Source organism: Polynucleobacter sp. 78F-HAINBA (assembly GCF_018882325.1).
In the GTDB taxonomy this organism is placed as follows: Bacteria; Pseudomonadota; Gammaproteobacteria; order Burkholderiales; family Burkholderiaceae; genus Polynucleobacter.
Map to the genome: position 1 here is coordinate 1 of NZ_JACVOQ010000017.1, position 1,445 is coordinate 1,445.

Consider the following 1,445-nt stretch of genomic DNA (forward strand, 5'->3'; position numbering starts at 1 on the left):
TGAACTGACCCACAAAAGTTGGACAGTTTAGTTAGGTTACCAGAAGGGATTGAGTTCGGTATTGCACTGGGCTCAATCCCTTTAGTTTTTGTTTGATCCGATCATGGTTGTAGTAGTGGATATATTCATGTAGCCCTGTTTTAAATGCCTGCACGCTCTCAAACTTCTCTTGGTAGAAGAACTCTGTCTTCATCATCCCAAACCAGTTTTCCATGACAGCGTTATCTAAGCAATTGCCTTTTCTAGACATGCTTTGAGTGATACCCTTTTGCTTAAGCATCTGTTGGTAGAGTGCGATTCGATAATGCCAACCTTGGTCTGAGTGCAGCATAGGCTTGTCTTTGGATTGGAGTCTCTTAAAGGCTTTTTGAAGCATTTGCATCACCATATTCATTTGGGGGCGGTCGGCGATCTCGTACGAGATGATCTCTTGGTTATATAGATCCAACACGGGGGAGAGGTACACCTTGTGACCTAAGACATTGAACTGCGTGACATCGGTTACCCACTTTTGATTGGGTTTAGCTGCACTGAACTTACGCTCCAGTAAATTGGGCGCTGCCTTGCCTTCAGGACCCTTATAGGATTGATAGCGCTTGGGTCTCACGGTCGATTTAAGGTGAAGTCTGCCCATCAGCTTTTGCACCGTCTTTGGATTGAGGTAGCAGTTCTGATGTCCTAGCTCCTCTTGCACACGCCGATAACCATAGCGACCTTTGTGGCGATGGTAGATGGTCTTAATGCTCTCCTTGACCTCGCGATAGGGATCCGCTTTACTACCAGCGCCAAGCTGGTAGTAATAGACGCTTTTGGCCATATTAGCCACCCCCAGAATAGTTTGTAGTGGGTGCTGCCGCCTTAACTCAGTGATGACTTGGGCTTGCTCTTGCTTGCCAAGTACTTTTGCTGGGCTAAGGCTTGCAGCTTTTTTAGATAAGCGTTCTCCACCTCTAAGTAGTGCAGCTTACGTAGAAGCTCATCCGGTGTGAGCTCAGAAGAAGGTTTGGCTAAAAGCGCTTGGATCTCATGACGTTTAGGCATCGATGGGCGTCCCCGAGGTTTGGGTTCTAGGGCTGTAATACCACCTTCATTGTAGAGGCGTTGCCAAACCAAAATGGTACTAGGGGAGGCAATATTAAAGTGGGCGGACGTAGACCGCGGGGATGCGCCGTAGGCCCTCATGTGCTCGAGCACCAATAGTTTGAACTGTGGGGTGTACTGTTGATAACCCCTCTTTTGGAGACCAGATATTCCATGTAGTTTATGGGTCAAAACCCATTTACGGACATCGGTGGTATTAAGGCCGTAACGATTAGCTACCCTGAGGTAGCCCCCAGACCTTAAATACTCAGTAACCACTTTTAGCTTGAACTGAGTGCTGTGTTTGCTCATGAAGCTGACCCCTTTGAGTTGGATTTAGTGTCCAACTTTTGTGGGTCAGTTCA

General features: G+C 47.3%; 1 protein-coding gene. It reads right to left on the minus strand.

Features of this window, described 5'->3' with window-relative positions; all coding sequences use genetic code 11:
- Nucleotides 1–31: 31 nt before the first annotated feature.
- A protein-coding gene (locus ICN11_RS10605; RefSeq protein ID WP_216230350.1) for an IS3 family transposase occupies nucleotides 32–1,392 on the minus strand; the annotation gives its coding sequence in 2 pieces (ribosomal slippage) (nucleotides 32–933 and nucleotides 933–1,392; 1,362 coding nt in all).
- Nucleotides 1,393–1,445 lie beyond the last annotated feature (53 nt).